The sequence below is a fragment of the Rhodoferax fermentans genome (assembly GCF_002017865.1).
Lineage (GTDB): Bacteria > Pseudomonadota > Gammaproteobacteria > Burkholderiales > Burkholderiaceae_C > Rhodoferax > Rhodoferax fermentans.
Genome location: NZ_MTJN01000002.1, coordinates 4038198 through 4062821 on the forward strand (window position 1 = coordinate 4038198; position 24624 = coordinate 4062821).

The 24624-nt window shown below is 59.8% G+C and carries 23 protein-coding genes and 1 tRNA gene; 11 read left to right on the forward strand and 13 right to left on the reverse strand.

Features of this window, described 5'->3' with window-relative positions; translation table 11 throughout:
* Positions 1 to 27: 27 nt before the first annotated feature.
* Genes queF through RF819_RS18770 form a run of 3 tightly spaced genes read right to left on the reverse strand, consistent with a single transcriptional unit; the run spans position 28 to position 2676 of the window.
* The gene (gene queF / locus RF819_RS18760; protein ID WP_078366362.1) at positions 28 to 873 is read right to left on the reverse strand and encodes an NADPH-dependent 7-cyano-7-deazaguanine reductase QueF; all 846 of its coding nucleotides are present in this window, start codon (positions 871 to 873) and stop codon (positions 28 to 30) included.
* A gap of 52 nt (positions 874 to 925) precedes the next feature.
* Entirely contained in the window at positions 926 to 1579 is a 654-nt protein-coding gene (locus tag RF819_RS18765) for a DUF4276 family protein (RefSeq protein WP_078366363.1), read from the reverse strand.
* Positions 1576 to 2676 carry an AAA family ATPase gene (locus RF819_RS18770; protein WP_078366364.1) on the reverse strand — a complete coding sequence of 367 codons (1101 nt, stop codon included), beginning with the start codon at positions 2674 to 2676 and terminating at the stop codon, positions 1576 to 1578. Before RF819_RS18770 ends, RF819_RS18765 begins: the two co-directional genes overlap by 4 nt.
* Before the next feature lie 68 nt (positions 2677 to 2744).
* Between RF819_RS18770 and RF819_RS21825 the strand changes: the two genes are divergently transcribed.
* Positions 2745 to 3002 (forward strand): hypothetical protein, encoded by a 258-nt coding sequence (locus tag RF819_RS21825; RefSeq protein WP_242473210.1) that lies wholly within the window; start codon positions 2745 to 2747, stop codon positions 3000 to 3002.
* Positions 3003 to 3167: 165 nt separating this feature from the next.
* Here RF819_RS21825 and yaaA read toward each other — a convergent pair whose 3' ends face one another.
* Positions 3168 to 3944 carry a peroxide stress protein YaaA gene (gene yaaA / locus RF819_RS18780; protein WP_078366366.1) on the reverse strand — a complete coding sequence of 259 codons (777 nt, stop codon included), beginning with the start codon at positions 3942 to 3944 and terminating at the stop codon, positions 3168 to 3170.
* A gap of 205 nt (positions 3945 to 4149) precedes the next feature.
* On the opposite strand from yaaA, the gene ahpC reads away from it, so the two are divergent.
* The gene (gene ahpC, locus RF819_RS18785; protein ID WP_078366367.1) at positions 4150 to 4713 is read left to right on the forward strand and encodes an alkyl hydroperoxide reductase subunit C; all 564 of its coding nucleotides are present in this window, start codon (positions 4150 to 4152) and stop codon (positions 4711 to 4713) included.
* A 169-nt stretch (positions 4714 to 4882) separates the two neighbouring features.
* The gene (ahpF, locus tag RF819_RS18790; protein ID WP_078366368.1) at positions 4883 to 6445 is read left to right on the forward strand and encodes an alkyl hydroperoxide reductase subunit F; all 1563 of its coding nucleotides are present in this window, start codon (positions 4883 to 4885) and stop codon (positions 6443 to 6445) included.
* A 160-nt stretch (positions 6446 to 6605) separates the two neighbouring features.
* On the opposite strand, the gene RF819_RS18795 is transcribed toward ahpF, so the two are convergent.
* Entirely contained in the window at positions 6606 to 6959 is a 354-nt protein-coding gene (locus RF819_RS18795; RefSeq protein ID WP_078366369.1) for an NINE protein, read from the reverse strand.
* 521 nt (positions 6960 to 7480) lie between these two features.
* Between RF819_RS18795 and RF819_RS18800 the strand changes: the two genes are divergently transcribed.
* Complete coding sequence (locus tag RF819_RS18800) at positions 7481 to 10447, forward strand: valine--tRNA ligase (RefSeq protein ID WP_078366370.1); 2967 nt, start codon at positions 7481 to 7483, stop codon at positions 10445 to 10447.
* Between the two features lie 86 nt (positions 10448 to 10533).
* On the opposite strand, the gene RF819_RS18805 is transcribed toward RF819_RS18800, so the two are convergent.
* Together RF819_RS18805 and cysM are read right to left on the reverse strand one after the other, a co-directional pair.
* A complete protein-coding gene (locus RF819_RS18805) occupies positions 10534 to 10761 on the reverse strand; it encodes a sulfurtransferase TusA family protein (RefSeq protein WP_078366371.1) in 228 nt (75 codons plus the stop codon).
* Positions 10762 to 10792: 31 nt separating this feature from the next.
* On the reverse strand, positions 10793 to 11695 hold the full coding sequence (gene cysM, locus RF819_RS18810; RefSeq protein WP_078366372.1) for a cysteine synthase CysM: 903 nt from the start codon (positions 11693 to 11695) through the stop codon (positions 10793 to 10795).
* Positions 11696 to 11732: 37 nt separating this feature from the next.
* On the opposite strand from cysM, the gene RF819_RS18815 reads away from it, so the two are divergent.
* A tRNA-Leu gene (locus RF819_RS18815) sits at positions 11733 to 11817 on the forward strand.
* A gap of 193 nt (positions 11818 to 12010) precedes the next feature.
* Here the strand turns inward: RF819_RS18815 and RF819_RS18820 are convergent.
* Positions 12011 to 13735, reverse strand: a complete 1725-nt coding sequence (locus tag RF819_RS18820; RefSeq protein ID WP_078366373.1) for a hypothetical protein — start codon at positions 13733 to 13735, stop codon at positions 12011 to 12013.
* A gap of 568 nt (positions 13736 to 14303) precedes the next feature.
* Here RF819_RS18820 and tssD point away from each other — a divergent pair.
* Complete coding sequence (gene tssD / locus RF819_RS18825) at positions 14304 to 14804, forward strand: type VI secretion system tube protein TssD (RefSeq protein WP_078366374.1); 501 nt, start codon at positions 14304 to 14306, stop codon at positions 14802 to 14804.
* Positions 14805 to 14834: 30 nt separating this feature from the next.
* Here the strand turns inward: tssD and RF819_RS18830 are convergent, their stop codons facing one another.
* On the reverse strand, positions 14835 to 15776 hold the full coding sequence (locus RF819_RS18830; protein ID WP_242473208.1) for an SDR family oxidoreductase: 942 nt from the start codon (positions 15774 to 15776) through the stop codon (positions 14835 to 14837).
* A gap of 47 nt (positions 15777 to 15823) precedes the next feature.
* Between RF819_RS18830 and RF819_RS18835 the strand changes: the two genes are divergently transcribed.
* Entirely contained in the window at positions 15824 to 16894 is a 1071-nt protein-coding gene (locus RF819_RS18835; RefSeq protein ID WP_078366375.1) for a CDP-6-deoxy-delta-3,4-glucoseen reductase, read from the forward strand.
* A 19-nt stretch (positions 16895 to 16913) separates the two neighbouring features.
* Positions 16914 to 17885 (forward strand): Bug family tripartite tricarboxylate transporter substrate binding protein, encoded by a 972-nt coding sequence (locus RF819_RS18840; protein ID WP_078366376.1) that lies wholly within the window; start codon positions 16914 to 16916, stop codon positions 17883 to 17885.
* A 19-nt stretch (positions 17886 to 17904) separates the two neighbouring features.
* Here RF819_RS18840 and RF819_RS18845 read toward each other — a convergent pair whose 3' ends face one another.
* The 3 genes from RF819_RS18845 to xdhC are packed head-to-tail and all read right to left on the reverse strand — an operon-like array spanning position 17905 to position 20330.
* A complete protein-coding gene (locus tag RF819_RS18845) occupies positions 17905 to 18252 on the reverse strand; it encodes a hypothetical protein (protein ID WP_078366377.1) in 348 nt (115 codons plus the stop codon).
* On the reverse strand, positions 18245 to 19489 hold the full coding sequence (locus tag RF819_RS18850) for a urate hydroxylase PuuD (RefSeq protein WP_078366378.1): 1245 nt from the start codon (positions 19487 to 19489) through the stop codon (positions 18245 to 18247). The genes RF819_RS18845 and RF819_RS18850 overlap by 8 nt, the downstream gene beginning before the upstream one ends.
* A gap of 13 nt (positions 19490 to 19502) precedes the next feature.
* The gene (xdhC, locus tag RF819_RS18855; protein ID WP_078366379.1) at positions 19503 to 20330 is read right to left on the reverse strand and encodes a xanthine dehydrogenase accessory protein XdhC; all 828 of its coding nucleotides are present in this window, start codon (positions 20328 to 20330) and stop codon (positions 19503 to 19505) included.
* 93 nt (positions 20331 to 20423) lie between these two features.
* Between xdhC and RF819_RS18860 the strand changes: the two genes are divergently transcribed.
* The gene (locus RF819_RS18860) at positions 20424 to 20933 is read left to right on the forward strand and encodes a hypothetical protein (protein WP_078366380.1); all 510 of its coding nucleotides are present in this window, start codon (positions 20424 to 20426) and stop codon (positions 20931 to 20933) included.
* 93 nt (positions 20934 to 21026) lie between these two features.
* On the opposite strand, the gene uraH is transcribed toward RF819_RS18860, so the two are convergent.
* On the reverse strand, positions 21027 to 21380 hold the full coding sequence (gene uraH, locus RF819_RS18865) for a hydroxyisourate hydrolase (RefSeq protein ID WP_078366381.1): 354 nt from the start codon (positions 21378 to 21380) through the stop codon (positions 21027 to 21029).
* Between the two features lie 91 nt (positions 21381 to 21471).
* On the opposite strand from uraH, the gene puuE reads away from it, so the two are divergent.
* Both puuE and uraD read left to right on the forward strand, forming a co-directional pair.
* Positions 21472 to 22434 (forward strand): allantoinase PuuE, encoded by a 963-nt coding sequence (gene puuE, locus RF819_RS18870; protein ID WP_078366382.1) that lies wholly within the window; start codon positions 21472 to 21474, stop codon positions 22432 to 22434.
* 132 nt (positions 22435 to 22566) lie between these two features.
* Positions 22567 to 24387: a 2-oxo-4-hydroxy-4-carboxy-5-ureidoimidazoline decarboxylase gene (gene uraD / locus RF819_RS18875; protein ID WP_078366383.1), complete on the forward strand. Its 1821-nt coding sequence runs from the start codon at positions 22567 to 22569 to the stop codon at positions 24385 to 24387.
* The last annotated feature ends 237 nt before the right edge of the window (positions 24388 to 24624 follow it).

Below are 24624 nucleotides of genomic sequence, written 5' to 3' on the forward strand. Positions count from 1 at the left end.
TTCCATAAGGGACAGAAGCCAATACGGCTATTGCCGCGCGCTGCGCACGTTGCTGGGCAGCGCTTGCGGAAAACTCGAGCGAAACGGGTTGATATCCAGCCCGCCACGGCGGGTGTAACGCGCGTAGACACTGAGCTTGTGTGGCAAACAGCGGGCCTGGATGTCCATGAAGATGCGCTCAACACAGTCTTCATGGAAACCGTTGTGGTTGCGAAAACTCACGATGTAACGCAGTAATCCGGCCTGGTCGATCTGCGGACCAAAGTAGCTGATCTGCACACTGCCCCAGTCGGGCTGGCCTGTCACCGGACAATTGCTTTTGAGCAGGTTGCTGGTCAACACCTCGGATACTGGCGATTCCTCAGTGGCCGAGCTCAGGAACTCGGGCGCGGGGGTGTAACGGTCACAGTCCAGGTCAAGCCGGTCCAGGCTCAAGCCGTCGAGTTCATGGATGGGTTCCTGGTCAAACAACTCGGCCGCGATCAGCTTCACACCCACACTGCTTAACACCACCGCGCCACGCCAGGCGGCCTCGGTCAAATCGGCGCGCAAACGTGCCTGCACCTCCGCTGCGTCGGCAAACCGGGTGTTGCTGAAACTGCCCAGGTACAGCTTGAACGACTTGCTCTCGATGATGTTGGCCGACTCACACGGCACCGTGATGTGGGCCAGCGCCAGCTGCGGCTTGCCACGTGTGTTGAGCCAACTCAGCTCAAACGCGGTCCACAAATCCGCGCCGAGAAACGGCAGCCGCTGGCTGATACCCAACTTCTCGCGCTGCGCGACACGCGGGATCGGGAACAGCAGGCTGGCGTCGTACTGGTCCACATACTGCGTGGCCTGGCCTAAAGGGGAATGAGCTATGGGGTTCATGGATACTTTGCTTTTATAGCAAAAAAAGCTCTTTACACAGAAGGGGACAGCTTCAAAGAAGTGCCTCAATAGCCTGCAACCACCCATGGAAATGAGGGCAAGCTTGCCGTATCGCATCCAAGCCAATGTCACAAGCGATAAGTGGGCCGTGGAAGGTCTTCTGATAGCCAGGCATAGCGGCAAGAATCCGTTTAGATGGCGCGGTCTGCGGGCCATCGTTGATGTCTTCTGGCGTACCTGCCGCAGCCAAAGCCTGCTTCAAGGCACTCACCAATGCTGCGTCATCAGACCATTGCGAAAACAAATCCGGCTGTGTGAACAACAGGGCTTCGTACTCATGCACCATCAAGTTGGCCAGAAAATTGGGTTGATTGATGTCCTGTGTAAGCTGAGCCTCGAGAAACAAGGCTTTCTGGTGACCCGTTGCGTTGGCGGCATAAGCTGGTACAGCTTTACCCGGAAAGTCTGCAGGCAAGGCATACAGGTCGAACATGGTGGTCACGTGGGCATCGGGGTCTTGCCTGCATAGCCGCACGATTTGAGGCTTGACTTTGGCATAGCTCACTACCCCCCCTTTGTAGCCTGGGCTGGTGCTGACGATGATGGGGGTCAAAAACCGCCCCAAACCCGCATAGTGCGGCACCAGCAACTCACGTACAAAAGCCTCTTCGGTCTGACCTTCAACCAGGACATAGAGGCGGCTCATCGTTGCGGTCTCCCACCCAAGATGTTTTTCTTCCACAAGTCGCCCAAGCTGTAATCCTGGAGCCATTCGCGCAACGCTGCTGGGTCAGGACGCTTGAAGTCCGAAGCTCCCCCCTTCTTATCCACCACAATGAGATCTTCCACATCGAACTCATTGACCAACTCTACCGATTGCGTGGACACAATGATCTGATGTTGCTGAGAAGTGGACTTCATCATCGCCCCTAGCATAGTGATGGCAAAGGGGTGTAGCCCCAACTCAGGCTCATCAATCAGAATCGTCGCCGGCATGAAGTTTTCAGGCTGCAGTAGCACGGTGGTCAGGCAGATGAAACGCAAGGTTCCGTCAGACAAGGCGCTCGCGGTGAAGGGAGTGTCTTGGCCTGCTTCTGTCCATTCCAATTGAATTTTTTCCACATTTCCAGCATAGGGGCGAAACAGAAAATCCCCAAAGAAAGGGGCCACCATCTGAATAGACTTGACGATGCGCTGGTAATGCGCTGTGTGTTGTTCTTTCAGCCGACTAAGGAAGGCGGCAAGATTGCGAGCATCTTCACGCAAGTATTCGTTGTCGTTGAGGCCATGGACTTGCTTAACCGTGGCACTGGTACTGGTGTCATGGAAGTGGTAAACCCGCCAGCTACGCATGGCAGGCACGGTGTAATCCCAAGTGGCGCCATGTGGTCCTTTTTCTTTAAATTTAGTCTCAAAATGGCCGGCAGTGGGATGCCACTCCCCCCTCATGTTCCACCAAAGCGCCTCATGCGCAAACATCATTCGGTTGTCTTGCGTCGGTTTGAGTTTGAAACGGTAGCCGTTGTTGCCAAAGTAAAGCTCCGCACCCAGGGACTCGGTTTTCTTGCGTCCGAAATGCAAGACAGCATCAGGACCCCCAACATCTCCCACATAGACCTGCAGTTGCTTGTCCAGAATGCGGCCAATAAGCTTAAAAAAGCCGATGAAGTTGGACTTGCCTGCGCCGTTGGCACCAATGAGGACATTGATGGACCCCAATGGCAGATCGCAAGATGCGATGGATTTATATCCTTTCAAAACCAGCCGCGACAGCTGGTTTGAATTTGTCACATGTTTCACCATGGTGAACCCTCTGTCGTTCTCTCGGAAGAAATCAAATTAACTCCCAATGAATCGTAAAAACATAGTTTGTGCTGCAACTGATCGCGTTTGCCTTGCAGCGTTGTGGATGCGATGCAGCGCACTTCTTTGAATTGACCGCGCGACTCATCTCCATCTTGCAGTACATCGTCATCGGGGTATTTTCCTCTGACCAGCGAGCTGTTCAGCTGTTTGTGTTCATCTATCTTGAACTCGGTGCCGGTCCACATTCCGAATTTGAACGCAATATCTCTGGGGGCATAGGTCCCGCTATACCCAACGACTGTGGCGTAGAAACCGATGTCTGATACTTGTTCGCCCACTCTTTGACGCTGATCTTGCTGCTATTTAAATCAGCCTAGCTTCTAATTAAGGCAAATTCGCCACAATTGAAAGCGGGGTTGTAGACCGCGTTTTCAGCCCATACACCAAGGAATCGTAGACAACTTTTTTGGCATGAAGGGCGCCTTTGCTCACTCAACACCACGGCGCCGGAACACCAGCCGCTCAGGTGTGGATGCGCCTGCGTCATAGGCGTAGCCTTCGGCATCAAAACCGGCCAGTTGCTCGGGCTTTTTGAGCGCGTGTGTAGCCGCAAACCGCGCCATCAGGCCGCGTGCACGTTTGGCGTGAAAACTCACGATCTTGTATTTGCCGCCCTTGTATTCCTCAAAAACACACTCCACCACCCGCGCCTTCAGGGCCGTGCGGTCCACCGCCTTGAAATACTCAACCGAGGCCAGGTTAACGATGACTGGCACTGCGTCCTTTTTCAGACAGATGTTCAGGTGCTCGGCGAGCTGGCTGCCCCAGAACTCGTACAGGTTTTTGCCACGGGCATTGGCCAGCTGGGTGCCCATCTCCAACCGGTAAGGTTGCATGTAGTCCAGCGGGCGCAGCACACCGTAGAGGCCACTCAAAATGCCCACATGCTCCTGCAGCCAGGCCAGCGCCTTGGCATCCAGGGTTTTGGCGTCCAGGCCACCATAAACATCGCCGTTGAAGGCCAGCACCGCCTGTTTGGCGTTTTTGGCGGTGAACTTGGGCGTCCAGGCTTGGTAACGCGCCACGTTCAGGCCGCTTAAGGTGTCACTCAGGTGCATCAGCTGGGCGATGTCCTGCGGCGACTTCTGGCGCAGGATCTCGATCAGCTCAGTGGACTGGGCCACAAACTGTGGCTGGGTGTGCGGCACATCACCAGCGGGAGTGTCGTAGTCGAGGGCTTTGGCGGGGGAGAGTAAAAGCAGCATGGTGGCAAGGGATAAGGGTTGGGTCGCAAACTACAGACCTGTCAGGTTTTCATTATTGTGACCGCGTGATAAAGAAAGGCTATGAATAGCTTATAAACAATGTATCGTGAAAACGATAGATCACCACTATGATTTGACCCATCGGTGAAACACACACAACACCGAATTTTTCTTGCTTTCTCATCAACCAACCAGGAGTCCTTCCATGTCCTTGATCAATACCCAAGTTCAACCTTTCAAAGCCAAAGCTTTCCACAATGGCCAGTTCATCGACGTGACCGAAGCCAGCCTCAAAGGCAAATGGTCGGTCGTGATCTTCATGCCCGCCGCCTTCACCTTCAATTGCCCGACCGAAGTGGAAGACGCTGCTGACAACTACGCTGAATTCCAGAAGGCCAACACCGAGGTCTACATCGTCACCACCGACACCCACTTCTCGCACAAGGTGTGGCACGAAACCTCTCCCGCTGTGGGCAAGGCCAAGTTCCCGCTGGTGGGTGACCCAACCCACCAACTGACCCGTGCTTTTGACGTGCATATCGACGCAGACGGCCTGGCTTACCGCGGTACCTTCGTGATCAACCCGGACGGCGTGATCAAGACCCTGGAAATCCACTCCAACGAAATCGCCCGCGATGTGAAAGAAACCCTGCGCAAGCTCAAGGCAGCCCAGTACACCGCTTCGCACCCCGGTGAAGTGTGCCCCGCCAAGTGGAACGAAGGCGCCAAGACCATCGCTCCGTCGCTGGAATTGGTCGGCAAGATCTAAGTCCCCGGTGACCTGATCGGCACACCTTCACCGGTGTGCCCCAAGCCGGACTGGGACAAGCTGCCCCGCGCAGCTTGCCCTCCGGTTTTTTTTCGAACAAAATTTGCCTCCAGCCCTTTTAAAACGGGCACAAACAGCTATTTAAGAAGTAGCACCTAAGGAATCCACCATGCTCGACCAAGACATCAAAACACAATTAGCCGCCTACCTGCAGCGCGTGACACAACCGTTCGAGATGGTGGCCAGCCTCAATGACTCGGACACCTCGCGCGAAATGCTCGACCTGCTGCAGACCATCCAGAGCCTGCGCAGCGACAAGATCACGCTCAAAACCGACGGCAACGACATGCGCAAGCCGTCGTTCACCGTGCAACGCGTCGGTGCCAACAACAGCCTGCGTTTTGCCGGCCTGCCGCTGGGCCACGAGTTCACCTCGCTGGTGCTGGCCTTGCTGTGGACCGGCGGCCACCCGCCCAAGGTCGAGGCCGATGTGCTAGACAGCATCCGCGCCCTGGACGGTGACTTCAACTTCGAGGTCTACATGTCCTTGACCTGCCACAACTGCCCGGACGTGGTGCAGGCGCTGAGCCTGATGGCGATCTTCAACCCCAAGGTCAAGACCGTGGTGATCGAAGGCGGCGCCTTCCAGGCCGAAGTCAATGACCGCGAGATCATGGCCGTGCCGATGGTGTTCCTCAATGGCCAGATGTTTGGCTCAGGCCGTATGACGGTCGAGGAAATTGTCGCCAAGCTCGACACTGGCGCTGCCGCCCGTGACGCCGCCAAACTCAGCGCACAAGACCCTTATGAAGTGCTGATCGTCGGTGGTGGCCCAGCCGGTGCCGCTGCCAGTGTCTACGCCGCCCGCAAAGGCATCCGCACCGGTATTGCCGCCGAGCGTTTTGGCGGCCAGGTCAACGACACCTTGGCCATCGAGAACTTTGTCTCGGTACTGGAGACCGACGGCCCCAAATTTGCCGCCGCACTCGAAGCCCATGCCCGCGCTTATGACGTGAACATCATGAACCTGCAACGCGCCGACAAGCTGATCCCAGCCACCGAGCCGGGTGGCCTGATCGAGATCCAGCTCGCCAACGGCGGCTCACTCAAGAGCAAGACGGTCATCCTGTCCACCGGCGCGCGCTGGCGCAATGTCAATGTGCCCGGTGAAGAACAGTACAAAACCAAGGGTGTGGCCTATTGCCCGCACTGCGACGGCCCGCTGTTCAAGGGCAAACGTGTGTCGGTGATTGGTGGCGGCAACTCCGGCGTCGAAGCCGCGATTGACCTGGCCGGTGTGGTGGCGCATGTGACGCTGATCGAGTTCGACACCAAGTTACGTGCCGACGCGGTGCTGGTCAACAAACTCAAGAGCCTGCCCAATGTGACCATCTTGGTGAACGCGCAGACCACCGAGATCACCGGCGACGGCCAGAAGGTCAACGGCCTGAGCTACAAAGACCGCGCCACCGAGGTTGTGCACCATGTGGAACTCGAAGGTGTGTTTGTGCAGATTGGCCTGGTGCCCAACACCGAATGGCTCAAAGGCACACTCGAACTCTCCAAACACGGCGAGATTGTGGTCGACGCCAAAGGCCAGACCTCGCTGCCCGGTGTGTTTGCCGCAGGGGACGCCACCACCGTGCCCTACAAACAGATCATCATCGCCACAGGTGACGGCGCCAAGGCGGCCCTGAGCGCGTTTGACTACCTGATGCGCCTGCCCGCCTGAAGCGACAGCAAAACAGGCCACATCAACAACCGCAAGAGTTGTTGATGTGGCTTGGCCCGGCATACGGGCTACGCGTCAGCACTAATCTCAGTGCTGCACGACCAATGGAAGCAAGAGCGCAAGCGGCCACGCCGCAAAGTCGCCCTCTCAACTGACTCAGTTAGGCCTGCCCATACTTTTGATTGAATTTTTCATCGCTCATGGTGAGGAACAAGATGAACTCCACGAACGCAATGATGGCAGGAATGAATGTCCAGCAAAAAAGCAGGTACACGATGCCTAGCCCAACTTGACCGAGATAGAACTTGTGACCACCGAAGCCGCCCAGAAAAAAGGCAAAAAGTGCAGCAGCAATTCGGCTTTTGCCATTTGACGCGACGGGGCCAAGGTTTATTGCCGCTGGTGGGTTCATTTGCCTAACCCCGCATTTGGGACAGATTTCTGCTTTGGCTTTTATAACAGCGCCGCACTCGCTACAAAATTTCTCATCAACGGCCTTAACTGGCTGATTCATGTTTTCTCCTCCTTAGAACTGATGCTGCTTAAACGCCCAGCGTAATCTAGCCGAGCGCCTGTCCTTGCAAACCAAAGCCAGACGACACAACTAACTGAGCTATCGGATATAGAAGGGAGGACTTCATACGTCGCACTACCTCTTGCCGCCTCGTTTTGAAAGCGGCAAAAGACAGAAAACTACAGTGTCAACTTCATTCATGAGATCCCTCCCCTACATTTCCCAGTCTACCCGGTTGCAGAATCAACTTCGGAAGGCTTTGACGTGCGCCGATACGCAGATGGCATGGCCGCAGGTTATGGTTCATGATAGACAGCGGCTGTTACCCAGGTTGGCTCGGTAAAATCGGGCCAGTCCTCTCTTTTATTACATTGAGCGGCGCCCAAGGTTCCATTTCAAAATCATTTGTGTCTAGGCGCAAAGCCGCTGACAGTGCACTAGCACGGCAAGGCGAAGCAACAACGACACGGAGGATTTTGAAATGGAACCAGGTGCCGTTCGTCATTGATTGACCCACTCCCATGACCGACGCACCGCAGCAACCTGGCTTGAACAGCCTGTCCAAATCCTTTGAGCCCGCCGCCCTGGAAGCCCACTGGGGCCCGGAGTGGGAAAAGCGTGGTTATGGCACAGCGGGTGCCCGGGGCACCGGCCAGCCTGATGCCGAGGCCGCTGCGCGCGGTGACAACTTCTGCATCCAGCTGCCGCCACCGAATGTGACCGGCACGCTGCACATGGGCCACGCGTTCAACCAGACCATCATGGACAGCCTGACGCGTTACCACCGCATGGCGGGCTTTAACACCGCCTGGATTCCGGGCACCGACCACGCCGGTATTGCCACCCAGATCGTGGTCGAGCGCCAGTTGCAAGCCCAAGGCATCAGCCGCCACGACATGGGCCCGACACCGGCGGAAGCCCGCAAGAACTTCGTGAGCAAGGTCTGGGAGTGGAAGGAAAAGAGTGGCAACACCATCACCACCCAGATGCGCCGTATGGGCGACACGGTGGACTGGAGCCGCGAGTACTTCACGATGGACCCCAAGCTGTCCAAAACCGTGACCGAAACCTTTGTGCGCCTGTACGAGCAAGGCCTGATCTACCGTGGCAAACGCCTGGTCAACTGGGACCCGGTGCTGATGAGCGCCGTAAGTGACCTGGAAGTGGAATCTGAAGAAGAAGACGGCAGCCTGTGGCACATCATGTACCCGTTTGCCGACGGCCCGCAGCTGGTCAACGGCGAGATGGCGCCCGGCCTGGTCGTGGCCACCACCCGGCCTGAGACCATGCTGGGCGACGTGGCCGCCATGGTGCACCCCGAGGACGAACGTTACGCCCACCTGATCGGCAAACACGTCACCCTGCCCTTGTGCAATCGGACCATCCCGATCATTGCCGATGACTATGTGGACAAGGCTTTTGGCACCGGTGTCGTCAAGGTGACGCCAGCGCATGACCAAAACGACTACCAAGTCGGCCAGCGCCACAAGTTGCCGATGATCTGTGTGCTCACGCTCGATGCAAAAATTGATAGCAATGCACCCAGTGCCTATGTGGGCCTGGACCGCTTTGCAGCCCGAAAACAAATCGTTAAAGACCTGCAGGCTTTAGAGCTGATGGTCGAGATCAAAAAACACAAACTGATGGTGCCGCGTTGCGCCCGCACCGGCCAGGTGATTGAGCCGATGCTGACCGACCAATGGTTTGTGGCGATGTCGAAGGTGTCTGAGCAAGACCCCACTGGCAAGTCCATCACCCAAAAAGCCATCGACGCGGTGCAGTCTGGCGAAGTGAAGTTTGTGCCTGAGAACTGGGTCAACACCTACAACCAGTGGATGAACAACATCCAGGACTGGTGCATCAGCCGCCAGCTCTGGTGGGGCCATCAGATCCCTGCCTGGTATGCCGAGGACGGTACGGTTTTTGTAGCGCGTAACGAAGAAGACGCCAGGGCTCAAGCCCAAAAAGCTGGTTATACCGGCACCCTCAAGCGTGACGACGACGTGCTCGACACCTGGTACTCCAGCGCGCTGGTGCCGTTCAGCACCATGGGCTGGCCAGAAAAAACACCCGACTACGACCTCTACCTGCCCAGCAGCGTGCTGGTCACGGGTTACGACATCATCTTTTTCTGGGTCGCCCGGATGATCATGATGACCACGCATTTCACCGGTAAGGTGCCGTTCAAACACGTCTACATCCACGGCCTGGTGCGCGACGCACAGGGCCACAAGATGAGCAAGTCTGAAGGCAATGTGCTCGACCCGGTCGACCTGATCGACGGCATTGCCCTGCCCGAGCTGCTGGTCAAACGCGCCGAAGGTCTGCGCAAGCCCGAAACCGCTCCCCAGGTGCGCAAAAACACCGAGAAAGAGTTCCCCAACGGCATTCCCGCCTTTGGTGCCGATGCACTGCGCTTCACCTTTGCCTCACTGGCCTCGCTGGGCCGCAGCATCAACTTTGATGCGAAACGCTGCGAGGGCTACCGCAACTTCTGTAACAAACTCTGGAACGCCAGCCGTTTTGTGCTGATGAACTGCGAAGGCCAGGACTGTGGCTTGAACGAGCACAGCCCAGCCGAATGCGCCACAGGCGACTACCTGAAGTTCAGCCAGGCGGATCGCTGGATCGTCTCGCTGCTGCAAAAAGCCGAGGCGGATGTCACCCAAGGTTTTGCCGACTACCGGCTCGACAACGTCGCCAGCACAATTTACGACTTTGTCTGGAACGAGTTCTGCGACTGGTACCTGGAAATCGCCAAGGTGCAGATCCAGACCGGCGACGAGGCGCAAAAACGCGCCACCCGCCGCACCCTGATCCGCACGCTCGAAGTCATTTTGCGGCTGGCGCACCCGATCATTCCGTTTGTCACCGAAGAACTCTGGCAAAAGGTGGCGCCAGTTGCGGGGCGGCTAGCCCCCGCAACCTCCGAACCTTCGGGCCGCGCTGGCGCCTCAGTGGCGATTGCGGCCTACCCAGTGAGCCAACCCGAGCGCATCGACCCCGCTGCCATCGCCCACGTGGCCAAGCTCAAAACCTTGGTCGACGCCTGCCGCAACCTGCGTGGCGAGATGAATGTGTCACCCGCCACCCGGCTGCCGCTGTTTGTGTTGGCAGGCTCCCCTGCCGAAGCCGCTTTCATGACCGAGGCCGCACCGGTGTTGCAGGCGCTGGCCAAACTCAATGAAGTTCGTGTGTTCAGCGACGAAGCGACCTGGGCCGCTGCCGCACAAGCTGCACCTGTGGCGGTGGTGGGCGAAGCACGAATCTGCCTCTTTATGGAAATCGACGTGGCCGCTGAGAAAGCCCGCCTGGGCAAGGAGCTGGCGCGGCTTGAAGGCGAAATCGCCAAAGCCAACGGCAAACTCGGTAACGAGTCCTTTGTGGCGCGGGCCCCGGCTGCGGTGATTGATCAGGAACGCAAACGTCTGGCTGACTTTGAAGCCACGGTGGCCAAGGTCAAAGACCAGCTGGCACGCCTGGGCTGATGTGAATGGGGGCCGCCACGCTGCGGCCATGACTGAAACTCTGGGGGCAGAGGGGCAACCACGGCCGCCCCTTGCCCCCGCCAGGGTCAACGGCGGCGCAGCACGTGGATGTAGGTGTCGTGCACGGTTTGCTGGTCCAGCAACTCGTTGCCGGTCTGCCGGGCAAAGGCCTTGAAGTCGCGCATCGAGCCCACGTCGGTGGCAATTACCTGCAGCGTCTGGCCGCTTTCCATGGTGCTCAAGGCCTTTTTGGCGTGCAGGATGGGCAGCGGGCAGTTCAGGCCGCTGGTGTCGATCTCTTTGTCAATGTGCATGGCTGTTTCCTGATAAATTGGGGGTCTGGACTCACGCCGGGAACACACCGGTGGACAGATACCGGTCGCCCCGGTCGCAGACAACGAAGACAATTGTCGCGTGGCGCGCGGTTTTGGCAATCTCTTGCGCCACCCAGCACGCGCCCGCCGCTGAAATACCGGCAAAAATGCCTTCCTCACGCGCCAGTGTGCGGCACATGGCCTCGGCATCTTCCTGGCTCACGTACATCAGCTCATCGACATGGGTTGGGTCATAAATCTTGGGCAGATAAGCCTCGGGCCATTTGCGGATGCCCGGAATGCGTGAGCCCTCATGCGGCTGCACCCCGATGATCTTGATCGCGGGGTTCTTCTTTTTGAGGTATTGCGACACACCGGTGATGGTGCCGGTGGTGCCCATGGCACTGACAAAATGGGTGATCTTGCCCTTGGTGTCGGCCCAGATTTCGGGGCCGGTGGTCTCCACATGGATACGCGGGTTGTCCTGGTTGGCAAACTGATCAAGCATGCGGCCCTTGCCTTCACGTTGCATCTGCTCGGCCAGGTCACGTGAGTACTCCATGCCACCACTCTTGGGAGTGAGGATCAGCTCGGCACCAAAAGCCTTCATGGTCTGCGCGCGCTCAATCGACAGGTCCTCGGGCATGATCAGGATCATCTTGTAACCCTTGACGGCCGCCGCCATGGCCAGCGCAATGCCGGTGTTACCCGAGGTGGCCTCGATCAGCGTGTCACCCGGTTTGATCTCACCGCGCTCTTGCGCCCGCACAATCATCGAAAACGCGGCCCGGTCCTTGACCGAACCGGCCGGGTTGTTGCCCTCCAACTTGCCCAAAATCACGTTGCCGTTGAGCTGATTGACATCAGCCGCCAGCCTCTGCAAACGCACCAACGGTGTTTTGCCAATCAAATCTTCAATAGTTGGATATTTCATACCTCACACTGTGCCATAATTCGGCCTCTCTCCCATAGCCCGGGTGGTGAAATTGGTAGACGCAGGGGACTCAAAATCCCCCTCCGAAAGGAGTGCCGGTTCGATTCCGGCCCCGGGCACCAGAATTCTGTTTCGTAAATTGTCGAACCCGCACGTTGTACCAGCGTAGCGGGTTTTTTGTTGTCTCAGCGCTGTGGCAAGTTCTATTGAGGGACTTCAGCATGTGGTCTAGCTGGCAGATGAATGATCTGGACAAGCTGCGAATTGACGCTAGACCAAGCAGACAACCGCCAGGGCTGGGAGCAATGGCTTCTTTCAAACACCCTGGCCGCGAGCGGCCTGGGCTGCGGCACAAAATAGGCCCCGCATTTCCGCGTCCGTGCCCTCGCCCACGCTAAGCACTTGCAAGCTATTTGGTGTGTTGGTCTCCTGACGCTGGCCAGCCATGTCTTGCCAGATGGCGGCGATCTCCTGCCCGATGTGTTGGCTGTCATCGTCTTTGCCGACCACCACCAGCACTTTCTCAAGAGGTGCGCGGCGTAACAAGGCCTCCAGCTCAAACCGGGTGCCAGCGCGCTGGTCGTTGTACTCACGCAGGTCAAGCATCACCACGGCCGCCTGGTCGATCAAGGACAAGACCGTGGCCTGCCAGCTGGTGTTCGCACAGAACAACTCATGGACACGACAGCGGCCGTCGGGGTCACGCGTCTGATCCAGGGTCAACAGTGCCTGCTTGAGCGTGTCTGCGTCGGTGATGAAGCGCTGGTGCAAACTGCGCTGAAGATAGGCAAAAAACTCATCAGGCTCCAGGTAGGCGCCCGCCAGGTCGGGGCCTGCAATCATCCACACCGGGCCAGCAAAACGCCAGCGCGCCAGAAAGCGGTCGGTGAAGGCCTCTGAGCGCTCTGAGGGTTTGAACACCCTCAGCAGCAACAAAGCACCCAAGGGTTGGGGCGCGCGTCGAACGGTCCAGCGCAGGGCCACACGCTGCGCAACGCGCCATAACAACCAAGACACCAAAATGGCAGTCCCCAGCCACTCCATGCTGTGTTGGGTGCGCTGCTCGAACGACAGCATCAACACTGCCGCAGCCACATAGGACGTGACCAAAGCCCAGTAGGCGCCCAAGGCCAATTGCTGCTCGCTGAACTTGCGTTCGGTGTACCGACGCGCCAGGCGCATCAGCATGCGCCATGAGCAGTACGCCGCGATGCCCAGCAACACCACAGAGGTCCCCCCCGCAAGCAACCAGTCCTGAAGCGTTGGCTCTGTATCTGGTGAGTCGTCAAACAGAACGAGCACCCAAACCAGGGCACAAAACACCAGCAGGCCCACGGTGAATGCAGCGACCAAAGGCGGGCCAGCACCGCGCACCGCCGGACGCATGAATGTGACCAGGGTCAACGCCAACAACCCAGCGCAAAGGATGAAAACACCGCTGGTTAACCAGCCCTTCCCATCAAAAACCAGGCCAACACCAAAACACAGCAAAACCAAGACAAACACCGTCCAAACGCGGAACTCTCTGACGCCCGCCTGGAACGCCCAAGGCAGCGCTGCAGGCAACACAAGCATCGGCCACAACATCAGATGAACGCGCCAGGTGACTGGATGTGCACTGTCACCGAACTCTTGACCAGTTGCGGCCGCAAAAACCGCAAGACCCAGAAAAAAAATGACGATCAGAAGCCACCAATACAGCAGGCCACTGACAAACTGGACCCACAGCACCCATGCGCGAAGACGACGCGCAGGCCGGGTGGGGTCATCAGCCCCTGCTGGCTGGAAGGCATCTGCCGCGCACCAGGATTGCTGCAAGTCAGCTGTCACCAGCGGCCTGTCGGTTGTTGGGGCGCCACGCGACTCGGTCGGGAGCACGATGTGGCTCACCGCTGTTTTGGCCTGCAGGTCAACCACGGCCCTGGCGTAGCGGCGCTTGATCCAAACCGCCAAACCAACAGCCAGTGGCACCAGCAGACACAGTAAAAAAGCGATCAGCGCGATCCACTGGGTTGAGTTGAGCTCGTCATTCGAAGCCATGCGGGTGCCCTCCGAAGAATGTCTGCATTGTTGTCGCCGAGGTATTCCAGCCGCTGGCAAGCAACGAGGTCAGACCCTGGCGTCGGGGCTGATCTAGGTTGCTGCGCAGACCACTGATGGCAGACACCCGTTTAAGGTGGCTTGAGTGGACGACGCCATCGTACCCTGGGACCACTGCAGCGGTGTCGACCGGCTCTGGCCAAATGACGTAGGCCAGTTCATCCTGTGGGCGTTGATGAGCTTGCATCGCCTCCAGGCCTGCGATGGCACCAGACACATCGCGATACCATTCCTGAAGTTATAGCTACCAGCCCTTACAAATCAAGGTCTAGAGGCCACTTTCATTTAACCTGACTTACCCGCCAGCTGCAGCGAGGCACGCAAAGTGGTATTGATGCGGGTTTGCCAGACATCACCGGAGGCGCACACATCGGTTGACCAGGGCTCGGGGCAGTTGGACGTTTGATGGGCGTTGAGACATAATTTTTTTGCACACAAGGTGCATTCCTCAGCCAGTCCAGGCTGACAGAGCAATCTCCATCGTCCAATCTCATAGCAGGGGAACACCATGGCACTGAACGCGTATTTGCGACTCAAGGGGCAAAAGACAGGTGATGTCAAAGGCTCGGTCACACAAAAAGGGCGAGAGGGAAAGATCATGGTCATTGCGGTGTCGCACAGCATCGTGTCGCCGCGTGACATCCAGTCGGGCTTGCCCACCGGCCAGCGCCAACACAAGCCGTTTGTGATCACAAAAGAGTCCGACAAGTCGTCGCCGCTGCTCTACAACATGCTGGTGACCAACGAAAACATCCTGGACTGGGAACTTCAGTTCTGGACGCCAACCCTGACGGCGACAGCGGGTAGCGGGCATGAGGTGCAGAGCCATTCCGTCAAACTCGTCAATGCGAACATCGCCTCCATCGACTTCCGGATGCCCAACAACAAGAACCCGGACTTGGCAAGGTACACCGAGTATGAAGAAATCGCCTTCACGTACCAAAAGATTGTCTGGACGTGGAACGACGGCGGCATCACGGCTTCGGACGATTGGGGCACACGCGTTTAGTGCCAAAGAGGGTGTCTGCCCTCTCACCGCTCACGACCCCGCCAGCCCCTGCACGACCGTCGGGTAGTTCAGCCGCAGGCGCAGCTCTTTTTTGAGCCGGGTGTTGTCCATGCGCCGGGACTCACTCATGAAACTCAGCAGGGCCAATGGCAGGCGTTGTTGTGCCTCGGCGCGCGACAGGCGTTCGGGCCGGGGCAGGCCGTACAGGTCGGCGGCCAGCTCGAAGTACTCACCCATCTTCAGGCAGGTGTCGTCGTTGGTGTTATAGACCCGTTGCGGGGCGCCGCGCCACAGGGCGGCCACACAGGCGCGCGCCAGGTCGTCGGCGTGGATGTGGTTGGTGTAGACGTCGTCCTCGGCGCGCAGCATGGGTGTGCCGCGCAACAGGCGTTCACGCGGTGTGCCGCCCACGCGGTTGGGGGCGTAAATGCCGGGGATGCGCAGCACGGTGCTGGGCACACCCGTGGCGCGGCCATAGTGGCGCACCAGGCTTTCAGCACAAATTCGCCTCTTGGCCCTTGATGTAAAAGGGCTAGCAGCTCTTGTTTCTGTAGCTACTGCACCTTCGCAGTCGCCATACACACCGCTGGTGGAGCCGTACACCAGCGACTCGGGCTGGCTGCGCCTGCGCAGCACACGTGTCAGCGCACGGGTGCGCGGGTCGCCCGGCACACTCTCCAGCGGCGGCGCCAGATGCACCACACGGGTCGCCAGACCGGCCAGGCGGCGCAGACTGGCCGGTTCATCCAGGTTGCCCAGCAGCGGTGTGATGCCTAGGGCGCGCAGCTCAGCCAGGCGGGTGGCGCTGGAGGTCAGCGCGAGCAGGCGCACTTGGCGGTGCATCAGGGCCGCCACGCGCAGGCCAACATCACCACAGCCCACCAGCAGCACACGTTCACGCCGGAAACGGGCGGGCAAGGCGCCAGGGCGGGTGGCGTACAAAAGGGGAGACGTGCTTGTTAATGCGGGCAAAATGTGATCCTTCCAGTTTTGATTTCAGCGCCTAGGATAACGACAACATGAGCTCTGCCGCCACCTCCCCCGCCACTTTTCAGGTCACCATGGTGCCCAGCCAGCGCACGTTCAGCGTCGACCCTGGCGAGACCCTGCTGGCCGGTGGCATCCGCCAAGGGGTCAACCTGCCTTATGGCTGCAAAGACGGCGCCTGTGGCTCCTGCAAATGCAAAAAACTCAGCGGCAGTGTGGAACACGGCAGCTACCAGGCCAAGGCTCTGAGTGAGGACGAACAGGCTCAGGGTTTTGTGCTGACCTGCTGCGCCACCGCCACCAGCGATGTGGTGCTGGAGTCGCGCCAGGTCACGGCCGAGGGCGCGTTCCCGATCAAGAAAATGCCGACCCGCCTCAAGCTGATGGAAAAGAAGTCAGACGACGTGATGCGCCTGCAACTGCAGCTGCCCGCCAACGAAGCTTTTCAATACCACGCCGGGCAATACATCGACTTTCTGCTGCCCGGTGGCCTGCGCCGTAGTTATTCAATGGCCAACGCACCCCACACCCTGGCGGCGGGCGAAGGCATCGAACTGCACATCCGCCATATGCCCGGCGGCAAGTTCACCGACCAGGTGTTTGGCACGATGAAAGAGCGCGACATCCTGCGCATCGAGGGGCCGTTTGGCAGCTTCTACCTGCGCGAAGGCAGCAGCAAACCGATCATCTTGCTGGCCTCGGGCACCGGGTTTGCCCCGCTCAAAGCGCTGATCGAATACATGCAGTTTGCCAAAATCAGCCGCCCGGTCACGCTGTACTGGGGTGGGCGCAGGCCTGCTGACCTGTACATGGCGGACTGGGTGCAGGCCAAGCTGGCCGAGATGCCGAACCTGCGCTATGTGCCGGTGGTGTCCGACGCCTTGCCCGAGGACGGCTGGACGGGCCGCACCGGTTTTGTGCACCAGGCGGTGCTGCAAGACACCCCCGATCTGTCGGCCTACCAGGTGTATGCCTGTGGTGCGCCGATTGTGGTGGCGTCTGCCCAGCGCGACTACCTCCAGGCCGGGCTACCGGTCGACGAGTTTTATGCCGATTCATTCACCTCCGAGGCCGACAAGGCAGCGGACGGCGCCGCTGTTTAAACCAAGACAAGGACCTGTCATGCACACCCGATCATTCCTGCTGAGTACCCTGGCGCTGGCCGCCGCCACCCTGATGCCGCTGGCGCAGGCGCAAGACAAACCGATCCGCCTGATCGTGCCCTACGCCGCCGGTGGCCCGCTGGACATCACCGCACGCGCCCTGGCCGAACGGGTCAAGGACAGCCTGGGCACGGTGATCATTGACAACAAACCCGGTGCTGGTGGCAACATCGGCGCCAGCGCGGTCGCCAAGGCGGCGCCGGACGGCCTGACCATTGGTATTGCCGCCACCGCCACCCATGCGGTCAACCCCTGGCTGTACAGCAAGATGCCATTCAACGCCGCCACCGACTTTGCCCCGATCACCCAGATGGTGCGGGTGCCCAATGTGCTGGTGATGAATGCCGACACCGCGACACGCCTGAAGATCAACAGTGTGAAAGACCTGATTGCCTACGCCAAGGCCAACCCGGCCAAGCTCAATTACGGCAGTGGTGGCAATGGCAGCGCCGGGCACCTGGCTGGTGAGTTGTTCAAAAAAGAGGCCGGCATTTTTGCGGTGCACATCCCCTACAACGGTGGCAACCCGGCGCAGCTGGGCCTGCTCAGCGGCCAGGTGGATTACAACTTTGACAACCTGTCCACCGCCGCGCCCAACATCAAGGCCGGCAAACTCAAGGCGCTGGCGGTGACCACCCTGACCGCGTCGAGCGCACTGCCCGGTGTGCCACCGGTGGCCGACACCCTCAAAGGTTTTGCGGTCGACACCTGGTGGGGCCTGGTGGCACCTGCGGGCACACCCAAGGACGTGATCACCAAACTCAACACCGCGTTTGTGGCCGCGCTCAACGCGCCTGAGACCAAAACCCGCTTTGCGGCCCTGCTGGCCGAGCCGGTGCCCAGCACCCCCGAGGCGTTTGGTGCGCTAATGAACAGCGAGCGCCGCAAATACGAGTCCATGGTCAAGTCCTCCGGCGCCAAGGTGGACTAAACGCCCGCACGGGGCGAGATCAAGGTTGGGCCGCTGGCTCGACCTTGGCGGCGTTGAGGCGGCGGATACGCGCCTCTTTGGCCAACAGCACATCGGCCTGCGTCACAGGTTTGGGTGATGAGACAGGGCTGACAACCGGCGCCACGGCGGGTTGCGGCGCCTGCACCACCGCGTTGGCCTGACGCCGACTCAACTGGGTGGCGGCCTGGCCCTGGATCAGCTGCTCTTGTTGCTGACCCCGCTGCTGGATCACCAGTGGCACACCACTGCCAGTGCTGGCGGACTGCGCCAACACAGCGACAGGGCTGGCCAGCAGCCCAGCTGCACCCGTCAGCACACAGGTGGCCAGGCGCAGGCGCCTAGTCATCCACACCGGCCCCGGACAAGTACCACTGCGCAATGATCTGCCGCTCAGCTGCGGTGATGTGGGTGGTGTTGCTCATGGGCATGAGTTTGCTCACCACCACCTGCTGGTAGATGTTGGCCGCGTTTTGTTGGACCATCTGCGGGCTGTCAAAACGCAAGCCCTTGGACTGCACCGCTTCACCATGGCACAGGTAACAACGCTGCTCCAGCACGGTTTGCAGGGTTTTGTAAGAGATTTGGCCGCTAGCCCCGGTATTACCTGGGCTACCCGCTATGGAAGACGCAGCAGCTTGCGGGGTGTTGGACTCTGGCGCAGGTTTGAGCCAGACGATCATCATGGCAATCACCACCACACCCAGCAGCGCGTAGGGCAGCGGATTGCCATTGCGACCCAGCTTGAAGCCGTGGCGCAGCACAAAAAACTGACGGATGGCGGCACCCGCAAACATCATCGCAATCAGCACCAGCCAGTTTTGCGGGTGGGTGTAGGTGAAGCTGTAATGCCCGCTGAGCATCGCAAACAGCACCGGCAGCGTGAAATAGGTGTTGTGCACACTGCGCTGTTTGCCGCGTTTGCCGTGGATCGGGTCCACCGGTTCACCGGCCTTGATGGCGGCGATCACCTTGCGCTGGCCCGGAATGATCCAGTGCGCCACATTTGCACTCATGGTGGTGGCCATCATGGCGCCCACCAGCAAAAAGGCAGCGCGCCCGGCAAACCAGTGGCATGCCAGCCAGCTGGCCACACACACCAGCACCAACACCAGCGCGCCCACGATGGCGTCACCGTTTTTGCGCTGGCCAAACAGGCGGCAGATCAGGTCGTACAGCAGCCAGAAAATCACCAGAAAAAAAATCGCCACCGTGATCGCCTGCCAGGGCAACCAGTCCATCTTGGACTTGTCGATCAGGTAGGTGGTGGCGCTCCACAGGTAGGACACGGTGAACAGCGAAAAGCCGGTCAGCCAGGTGGTGTAACTCTCCCAATAAAACCAGTGCAGGTGTTTGGGCAGCTGCGGCGGGCGCACCGCAAACTTCACCGGGTGGTAAAAACCGCCGCCGTGCACCGCCCACAACTCACCACTGACGCCTTGTTTTTTGAGGTCTTCGTCCTCGGGCGGGGTCAGGCTGCTGTCCAGAAACACAAAATAAAACGAGGAACCAATCCAGGCAATCGCGGTGATCACATGCACCCAGCGCAGCAGCAGGTTGGCCCAATCGAGGTAATAACTTTCCATCCACTATCCCTTTTTAATGTCCAGACGACGTCTGTCCGACAACTTGCAAGAGTTGTGCCGCCACCGCCACCGCAATCACCTCTGGCTGCTTGCCCACAATGCCCGGCACACCAATCGGGCAAGTCACCTGGGCCAGCTCCTCAGCCGAGAAACCACGCGCCAGCAGGCGGTGGTTGAAGCTGGCCCATTTGGTTCGGCTGCCAATCAGGCCGACAAACGGCAGATCGGCCTGCTGGCGCTGGCGTAACAAACAGGCTGCGACCACGTCCAGGTCCTCGGCATGGCTGAAACTCATGATCAGCACCAGCGCACCGGGTGGCAAGTCTGCCACTGCGGCCTGCACCGGTTGTGAATGTTCACACAGCACCTGGGTCGGCAACTCGGCCGGGAAAATTTCGTCCCGGCTGTCGATCCAGTGCAGGCGCAGTGGCAGGGTTTGCAACACCGCCACCAGAGCCCGCCCGACATGGCCCCCCCCAAACAGCGCCACCAGCGGCCAGCTGGCTTGCTGCGCCGTCAAACGCTGGGTCAGGGAGGGCACGTCCTTGGCACCCACGCGCTCAAATAACAGCGTCATCTCACCACCACAACACTGGCCCAAAGCTGGCCCCAGCGGATAGCGACGCAGTTGTCTGTGCTCGCCAGACAAAAACTGTGCCCGGGCGTCCTGCATGGCCTGCCACTCCAGCTGGCCACCGCCCACCGTGCCCAGGGCGTGCCCGGCAAACACGGCCATCCAGGCACCGGCCTCACGGGGCACCGAGCCGCGCGAGGTCTGCACCGTGACCAGCACCGCCTCCTGGGTGGCCAGACTCTGAATAAAAGCTGCCAACACTGTCACAAATCCTTACCCAATGAGGGCCATAAAGCCTGTCAAACACGGCGTTTTTGCGGCACAGTAGCGCACCTGCACATCCTGCCCAAAAGAGACACCATGAACCTGTTCACCCCGCAACACACACGCCAAGCCAGCTGGGGCCTGGCGCTGACCTCGGCGCTGGCGGCCTTGCTGAGTGGCTGCAGTAGCCCACCCAAGGCGCCGCCTGCACCACCCGCCGCGCCGGTGGTTGTCCCACCGCCGCCCGCCGCCGCACCGGCCCTGGTGTCGCAGGCTGTGACCCCACGCGCCTACCGGCGTGACGCAGCCCAGCATCTGTACGCCAAAAACGCCGACCGCATCTACCGCGGCAAGATGCCGCCGCTGCTGTATGCGATTGGTGTGCTGCAGGTCGAGGTGGACAACAAAGGCCGCGTCACCGGCACCAGCTGGATGCGCGCGCCCAAGCACGCGCCCGAGGTGATTGCCGAGATCGAACACACGGTGCGCGCCGCCGCGCCCTACCCGGTGCCGGTGCGCATGGGCCGGGTCACCTACACCGACACCTGGCTGTGGCACAAAAGTGGCACCTTCCAGCTCGACACCCTGACCGAAGGGCAGTATTGAGGTCAACGCGTTTGCGAGCAATGCCCACCTCCCTCACCCCGGCCCTCTCCCGCTGCGGGAGAGGGTGAGAACAGTCGCGGCGCTATTTTCACGTTAGGAGCCTCGGTAAGTGGAGTAACTCCAGGGGCTCACCAGCAGCGGCACGTGGTAGTGCGCAGCCGCATCCGCCACCCCAAAGTCCAGGTTCACCTGGTCCAGAAAGTTGGGCTCGGGCAACACCACACCCCGCGCCTTGAAATACGCCGCCACCTCAAACACCAGCCGGTAGGTGCCGCGCTGCAGGCTGCTGGCGTCGAGCAGCAGGCCGTCGGGGTTGCGGCCATCGGCGTTCAGCACCAGCTGTTTGATCAGGCGCGCCGCACCGGCACCGGTGGCCCACAGCGCCACCGACATGCCTGCCGCTGGTGTGCCGTGCATGGTGTCCAACACATGTGTACTCAATCCCATGGATGTTTCCTCAAAATAAGGTCAAAGTGTATGGGTCCTGAACGACGCAGCTATCATGCCAGCCAACCCTGTCTGACGCTGATTTCACACCATGAGCCACTACAACAGCACCCTACCCTACCCACGCGATTTGAAAGGCTACGGCCCCCAACCACCCCACGCCCAATGGCCCAACCAGGCGCGTATTGCGGTGCAGTTTGTGCTGAACTACGAAGAGGGTGGCGAAAACTGCGTGTTGCACGGTGACGCAGGCAGCGAGCAATTCCTCTCAGAAATGTTCAACCCGGCCAGTTACCCCGAGCGCCACATCAGCATGGAGGGCATCTACGAATACGGCTCACGCGCGGGCGTTTGGCGCATCCTGCGCGAGTTCGAGAAACGTGGCCTGCCACTGACCGTGTTTGGCGTCAGCATGGCGCTGGAGCGTTACCCCGAGCTGGTGCAGGCCTGCCAGAGCCTGGGCCACGAGATCGCCTGCCACGGTTTGCGCTGGATCCACTACCAGAACGTCCCCGAGGCGGTGGAGCGTGAACACATGGCACGTGGCATGGAGATCCTGACCAAACTCATGGGTGTGCGCCCGCAAGGCTGGTACACCGGGCGCGACAGCCCCAACACCCGCCGCCTGGTGGCCGACTTTGGTGGTTTTGCCTATGACGCTGACTACTACGGCGACGACCTGCCGTTCTGGATGGACGTGAAAAAAACCGACGGCAGCCTGGCGCAACAGCTGATCGTGCCCTACACCCTGGACTGCAACGACATGCGTTTTGCCCTGCCCCAAGGCTACAGCCACGCCGACCCGTTCTTCCAGTACCTCAAGGACACGTTTGATGCGCTCTACGCCGAGGGTGACCCCAATGGCCTGAACGCCCCCAAGATGATGAGTGTGGGCATGCACTGCCGCCTGCTCGGCCGCCCCGGGCGCATCACCGCGTTGCAACGTTTCTTGGACCACATCGGCCAACACGAGCATGTGTGGGTGTGCCGCAGGCTGGACATTGCGCGGCATTGGCGCTCGGTGCACCCGTATGACGCGGCGGTGGTGGCCTGAGATTTGCTTGCCTCCATACCTGCCTGACTGAAAGGTGTTTTTTGGCCTCTGGCCCTGATACCACCTGGATTTAGTGCTCTGATGGATGTAGCGTTTGGACTGCATCTGCCGCTGCCTTAAAGAACCCAAACCATGCCACTCACCCTGGACCAACTCAACACCGCCACCCAACAAGAGGCCTTGCAGCTGCTCGACGGCCTGTACGAACACAGCCCCTGGATCGCCGAGGCGGCACTGCAGCAGCGGCCCTTCCAGTCGTTGGCCCAGCTCAAAGCCTTGCTGGCCGAGGTGGTCACCCAGGCACCGCGCGAGGCCCAGCTGAACCTGATCCGCGCCCACCCTGAACTCGCGGGCAAAGCCATGGTCAGCCAGAACCTCACTGCCGAGTCCACCAACGAACAAGCCAAAGCGGGCCTGACGAACTGCAGCCCGGCCGAATTTGCCAAGCTGCAGCAGCTCAATGCCGACTACAACAGCCAATTTGGCTGGCCCTTTATCCTGGCGGTGCGCGGGCCACGTGGCACCGGTTTGAGCCGGACCGAGATCATCGCCACCTTTGAGCGCCGTCTGCACAGCCACCCGGACTTTGAGCTGCAGGAATGCCTGCGCAACATCCACCGCATTGCCGAGATTCGCCTCAACGACAAGCTTGGTCTCACCCCCACACTGGGCAACGCGGTGTGGGACCAGCAGGAACAACTCGCCGAGTTTTCGGAACCCGGTTACAAAGAAAACGGCCAGCTCACCGTGACCTACCTGACGGATGCCCACCGCGCCTGCGCCGAACACATCCAGGGCTGGATGCTGGAAAGTGGGTTCGATGCTGTGCACATCGACGCGGTAGGCAATGTGATCGGGCGGTATGAGGCGCTTGAAAAAAACAGTAGCAGCTCGCCCTTATCCCATAAGGACCATAGCCCCAAAACACTGTTAACTGGCAGCCACTATGACACCGTGCGCAATGGCGGCAAATACGATGGCCGCCTGGGCATTGTTGTGCCGATGGCCTGTGTGCGTGAGTTACACCGCGCCGGGCGGCGCCTGCCCTTTGCGATTGAGGTGGTCGCGTTTGCAGAGGAAGAAGGCCAGCGGTTTAAAGCCACGTTCCTGGGCTCCAGCGCGCTCACCGGCAGTTTTGATGCCGCCTGGCTGGACCAGTTGGATGCCGATGGCGTGTCGATGCTGGCGGTTTTGCAACAGGCTGGGCTCGGTGGTGCGGACAAAAGCGCCGCTCTGCAAGCCATCAACGCGCTCAAACGCGACCCGGCGCAGTACCTGGGTTTTGTCGAGGTGCACATCGAACAAGGCCCGGTGCTTAACACGTTAAACCTGCCGCTGGGTATCGTCACCGCGATCAACGCCAGTGTGCGTTACCTCGGCGAGGTCACCGGTGTGGCCAGCCACGCCGGCACCACCCCGATGAACCAGCGCTGTGACGCCGCCTGTGCGGTGGCCGAACTGGCGCTCTACCTGGAGCAACGCGCCGCGCAGGACGGCGACTCGGTGGCCACCATGGGCCAGCTCAACGTGCCCAGTGGCAGCATCAATGTGGTGCCGGGGCGTTGTTGCTTCAGCCTGGATTTACGCGCACCGAGTGACCGCCAGCGTGATGCGCTGGACGCGGATGTGCGCGCCACCCTGGCGCAGATCTGCCAACGCCGGGGGCTGCAGTTCTCGCTGCAGGAAACCATGCGTGCCAGCGCCGCCCCGAGTGACGCCCTCTGGCAACAACGCTGGGAGGCTGCCGTGGCGGCACTGGGCCTGCCCGTCCACCACCTGCCCAGCGGCGCCGGGCATGACGCGATGAAATTGCACGAGCTGATGCCCCAAGCCATGTTGTTTGTGCGCGGCCAAAACGCCGGCATCAGCCACAACCCGCTGGAGTCCACCACCAGTGATGACATGCAGTTGGCGGTGGAGGCGTTTATGCAGCTGCTGGAGCAGGTAGTTTGAAACTTTGGCCTTTGTCTGACTTGGCCGAACACAGCGCAGGCTGTGAAGACAGCCTTGATCCAGCGTTTTTGGCACACCCCGCGAGGCGGGGCCTGTGGGCAGCTTCCTCATACCGGGGTACCAGAAATCGTCAGCCACCCACAGGCCCCACCTCGCTCGCAGCCCAGGTGATTCGGACAACCAAGGTCACTCAGATCGAACTGGTCACCAGCCAACTTTTTGAATTGACTTTCGGTA

What these genes read in the sequence shown, in the direction of transcription:
- RF819_RS18795 (WP_078366369.1), bottom strand. Translation starts at nt 6,959, where the DNA reads ATGAATCAGCCAGTTAAGGCCGTTGATGAGAAATTTTGTAGCGAGTGC.
- RF819_RS18845 (WP_078366377.1), bottom strand. Translation starts at nt 18,252, where the DNA reads ATGACTAGGCGCCTGCGCCTGGCCACCTGTGTGCTGACGGGTGCAGCT.
- RF819_RS18770 (WP_078366364.1), bottom strand. Translation starts at nt 2,676, where the DNA reads ATGGTGAAACATGTGACAAATTCAAACCAGCTGTCGCGGCTGGTTTTG.
- RF819_RS18850 (WP_078366378.1), bottom strand. Translation starts at nt 19,489, where the DNA reads ATGGAAAGTTATTACCTCGATTGGGCCAACCTGCTGCTGCGCTGGGTG.
- RF819_RS18840 (WP_078366376.1), top strand. Translation starts at nt 16,914, where the DNA reads ATGCACACCCGATCATTCCTGCTGAGTACCCTGGCGCTGGCCGCCGCC.
- RF819_RS18860 (WP_078366380.1), top strand. Translation starts at nt 20,424, where the DNA reads ATGAACCTGTTCACCCCGCAACACACACGCCAAGCCAGCTGGGGCCTG.
- RF819_RS18765 (WP_078366363.1), bottom strand. Translation starts at nt 1,579, where the DNA reads ATGAGCCGCCTCTATGTCCTGGTTGAAGGTCAGACCGAAGAGGCTTTT.
- yaaA (WP_078366366.1), bottom strand. Translation starts at nt 3,944, where the DNA reads ATGCTGCTTTTACTCTCCCCCGCCAAAGCCCTCGACTACGACACTCCC.
- tssD (WP_078366374.1), top strand. Translation starts at nt 14,304, where the DNA reads ATGGCACTGAACGCGTATTTGCGACTCAAGGGGCAAAAGACAGGTGAT.
- uraD (WP_078366383.1), top strand. Translation starts at nt 22,567, where the DNA reads ATGCCACTCACCCTGGACCAACTCAACACCGCCACCCAACAAGAGGCC.
- ahpC (WP_078366367.1), top strand. Translation starts at nt 4,150, where the DNA reads ATGTCCTTGATCAATACCCAAGTTCAACCTTTCAAAGCCAAAGCTTTC.
- ahpF (WP_078366368.1), top strand. Translation starts at nt 4,883, where the DNA reads ATGCTCGACCAAGACATCAAAACACAATTAGCCGCCTACCTGCAGCGC.
- cysM (WP_078366372.1), bottom strand. Translation starts at nt 11,695, where the DNA reads ATGAAATATCCAACTATTGAAGATTTGATTGGCAAAACACCGTTGGTG.
- RF819_RS18820 (WP_078366373.1), bottom strand. Translation starts at nt 13,735, where the DNA reads ATGGCTTCGAATGACGAGCTCAACTCAACCCAGTGGATCGCGCTGATC.
- RF819_RS18835 (WP_078366375.1), top strand. Translation starts at nt 15,824, where the DNA reads ATGAGCTCTGCCGCCACCTCCCCCGCCACTTTTCAGGTCACCATGGTG.
- RF819_RS18800 (WP_078366370.1), top strand. Translation starts at nt 7,481, where the DNA reads ATGACCGACGCACCGCAGCAACCTGGCTTGAACAGCCTGTCCAAATCC.
- queF (WP_078366362.1), bottom strand. Translation starts at nt 873, where the DNA reads ATGAACCCCATAGCTCATTCCCCTTTAGGCCAGGCCACGCAGTATGTG.
- uraH (WP_078366381.1), bottom strand. Translation starts at nt 21,380, where the DNA reads ATGGGATTGAGTACACATGTGTTGGACACCATGCACGGCACACCAGCG.
- puuE (WP_078366382.1), top strand. Translation starts at nt 21,472, where the DNA reads ATGAGCCACTACAACAGCACCCTACCCTACCCACGCGATTTGAAAGGC.
- RF819_RS18805 (WP_078366371.1), bottom strand. Translation starts at nt 10,761, where the DNA reads ATGCACATTGACAAAGAGATCGACACCAGCGGCCTGAACTGCCCGCTG.